Genomic DNA, 3,322 nt, shown 5'->3' on the forward strand with positions numbered 1-3,322 from the left:
AAAAATAGGCTTTTCGAGGGTAATTCTTGTTTTAATTCTCCATGTACGCAGTCTTTAAAAGCCTCTATTTCGTTCCAAGACACGATTAAGAGTGGCTTTTAGGCTAAGTATAATTACTTATCGCGTAAGTGAGATGCTCCCGCGTAGCACTGGCTCTGCCAGATCGTGTATAATATCACTAGGAGGGTGTTATACGGAAAATTTCCAACTATCATCCCGGTCGAGGGCAATATACGGAAAAAATCCTTAAAAAAACCTCTATAGGTGTATTATATGGATAAAATCCATGTATTTTATAGTTGGACTGCTTCAGTCTATCAGTAGGGACGTACCCTGAAAGTTGTCTGTTAGCGGCTAAGCGTTCTCAAATATGAAAAGCATGAGCAGGTATTGAGGGTTACAAAAATGACGAACCATTTGCCTAATGACGACAAACCGTCTCAAAAGGTTAAAGCTGGCAGAGATGCAGAGGTCGTTGGGGGGGACAAAATTACAAGCAAGAATATTAGTGTTTGGATTTCATTTTTACTTATCGGGGTGTTAGCTTCAGGAGGAATTGCTTGGGCAATCAATGCGGGTTGGCTTACAAAATCAGGAAATCCCCAACAGCCATCTCCTCAACGTAGCTCAAACTAAACAAGCAATACCTCGATCATCTAAATTCAAACTGGGAGTGAATTAACCTCAACTTTAGGGACTAATCTTATGCCTCAGAAAGGTGAATCTGGAAGAGATTTAATTCAAATAGGACGTGATAACGTTAAGAACTTTTTGGAAGTAAACTTTCACTCCAAAAACAAAAAAATCTCTTCTGAATTGGAGTATTATCTGGAACATTGGCATCAGTTCGATGGGGAGCAACAAGTAGATATATTTAATTCAAGCTTCAATAAGTATTGTAAAAGAATGAATAAATTGGAATCTTTTGATAACAACTTCTGGTGGCTTACTTTTGTTATAGTGTTTTTGATATTAGGTATGCTGCAGGAATCCGTACTTGTGCCATTAATAGAACGTTCATTAATATGGCGAAAGACGTTCGGAACTGTTGAGACTATCTTAAATACTACATTTACTGATTATTTTCTTAGCTTACCTGACCCGAAATATAGAAATTCAGGATTAGAACTGGATAATGCAGTTATGGGGCTAAAGATCACGTTTTATTTTGTACCGTCTCTCTCCTTAATATGTATTTTGAAGAAAATAATGAGGATTCCCTTAGCCAGAAAGGTAAATGGAGCAAGAAAAACGGCTAAAATTTACCTAAACCACTTGAATTCCTCACAAAAGAATATAGTGAAAGAAAGTTTTAAATATTATGAGGATACGGCGCGCAATCGTTTTGATGACCTTATAAAGTATGACGATCATCTGTAAATAGCAGTCGGATCTCCGATCGAGTAGAAACCCAACAACTTCCCGCAAAATTAACGAGATGGGTGTTGGATTTTGTGCCTCCATATTTATTAATAGTGCGATTGCGGCTCTGGTAGCTATTGTAGAGTACGAAGCATGAAAAGTAACGCTCCGACTTATCGGATTTTCCTTCGCTATAATAAACCTATCCCTCTCAAATAACCACAAGGATACAAATGCCAGCCATATCCATGTTTTACGGAATTATTATTTATATGTACTTCATGGACAATAAACAACACCATAAACCTCACATTCATGCTAAATATCAAAATTCGGAAGTCATTGTCGCCATTCCAGATGGAGAAATCCTTGAAGGAGCTATTCCTAATGCTAAAATGAAATTACTGTCCGCTTGGATCGAGATTCATCAAGATGAATTGATGGCTAACTGGGAACTCGCTATTTCAGGACAACAACTGTATAAAATTGAACCACTGAGATAAATCATGAATCCTAGAGTTAAAGAAGTTATCCCTTTGCCCAACTATCAATTACAACTCATCTTTACTAATGAAGAAAAGAAAATTTATGATTGTTCACCACTGCTCGATTTTGGCATCTTTCAAGAACTTAAAAACAAACAGTATTTTAATCAAGTAAAAATTTTAGATGGTACGGTAACTTGGCCGAACGAACAAGATATCTGTCCGGATACTCTCTATCTTGACTCCATTTCCCAAACCTAGAACAGTTCGATCGAGGAAACCCAACAACTTCGCATAAAATTTAGAAAGCATGAAAAGTAACGCTCCCACTGATCAGATTTTCTTTCGCTACAGCCTTTCTCAGAGAGATGAGGTTAGTTATTGTCGCTAAAATACTTGATGAGTAAGGATTACTCTGTACTTCATCTCTAGGAGAAAGAGTGAGAAATTTTCTATTTACCCGGTGATTGCTGTGGGAAGGGAAAAGTTAGAGGCAATCGGGGCAAAATGATAAGTATTCTATATACAAACACCTTCAATACTTAAAAATATTTAAATTTACAATTAGTAATATTTATTTTTACTTAAGAATTTATTGAGAATAATTTCTATTTATTTACGAGATAGCAATACTTCCAGCGATTCTGGTATAATTTTGCATTATGCTATGGTGGGTTTTTCTGTGCTTTTTTGGACTTTTCAAGGTCTAGCTTGCCTTGAAACCATTGCTAAATCTAGACTTTCCCTTTTAGCCAAACCAAACACTTTCGCCAATTATCCCTTTTTTCCCCAACAACGTTGATCTAATTTTTGTGTAGTTTTGTTGCAAAGTCAAATTTTTTTTGACAAAAAGCCTAAATTGTGGTATCGACGGAGTGTGGTGGGATTTAGCCTCATCTCTAGTTCCAATGTTTCCTAAAATCAGAGACTTCCTGCCTCACCCTTAAGATAACTGCTAGAGTTGTTTTTTCTTGTATTTGAATTGATCAAAATAAATTTATTTGATGTTGTCTGGGGAGATTTTTTGGGTAATATAAACCTATCTCTTGTTTATTACAACGCCAATGCAAAAACTTGTTCAGAAAAACCAAGAGCAATTACTAACAGGCTGCCATGACCTTCTAATCGTTAGTCTCACTGAGTCTAGTTAAGAAAACCACCATAACCAGCATTGATTATTAACTAAAATTCTCTAAAGCTTCAAACTGACGTAAAGCAAGACTAGAACCTTGCTTCCAGCCTAATTCTACATGATAGGGGAAAAGTTTCTTGATATTTATATCGGGAAAGAGACGACTATTATCCCTTTCTTGATAACCGTCTTCTCTGAACAAATATATTTTTAATTCTTCCCGACGATAAACCCACAATTCGGGAATTTTTAGCAATTGATAGGCCTCTACATCAGTCAGAGAAGTAAAATCCACTTCTATAGCTAAATCGGGAGGAGGATCAACAGTTAAATCAATTCTTTC

5 protein-coding genes are annotated in these 3,322 nt (G+C 36.3%); 4 read left to right on the top strand and 1 reads right to left on the bottom strand.

Annotation, left to right across the window (positions count from 1 at the left end):
- Positions 1-705 precede the first annotated feature (705 nt).
- The 4 genes from O9290_RS10040 to O9290_RS10055 all read left to right on the top strand — a co-directional run bounded on the left by O9290_RS10040 (position 706) and on the right by O9290_RS10055 (position 2,649).
- Positions 706-1,380, top strand: coding sequence for a hypothetical protein (locus O9290_RS10040; protein ID WP_287971204.1), 675 nt, complete (start codon positions 706-708; stop codon positions 1,378-1,380).
- A gap of 215 nt (positions 1,381-1,595) precedes the next feature.
- Entirely contained in the window at positions 1,596-1,865 is a 270-nt protein-coding gene (locus tag O9290_RS10045; RefSeq protein ID WP_149978364.1) for a DUF4160 domain-containing protein, read from the top strand.
- A gap of 3 nt (positions 1,866-1,868) precedes the next feature.
- On the top strand, positions 1,869-2,108 hold the full coding sequence (locus tag O9290_RS10050) for a DUF2442 domain-containing protein (protein ID WP_002773190.1): 240 nt from the start codon (positions 1,869-1,871) through the stop codon (positions 2,106-2,108).
- Between the two features lie 334 nt (positions 2,109-2,442).
- Positions 2,443-2,649, top strand: a complete 207-nt coding sequence (locus O9290_RS10055) for a hypothetical protein (protein ID WP_288054802.1) — start codon at positions 2,443-2,445, stop codon at positions 2,647-2,649.
- 376 nt (positions 2,650-3,025) lie between these two features.
- Here O9290_RS10055 and O9290_RS10060 read toward each other — a convergent pair.
- Positions 3,026-3,322: Uma2 family endonuclease (locus O9290_RS10060; protein ID WP_288087017.1), on the bottom strand; the 297-nt coding region annotated here is incomplete at its 5' end.

The sequence above is a fragment of the Microcystis sp. LE19-41.2A genome, from assembly GCF_027530405.1.
GTDB classification, from domain to species: domain Bacteria; phylum Cyanobacteriota; class Cyanobacteriia; order Cyanobacteriales; family Microcystaceae; genus Microcystis; species Microcystis aeruginosa.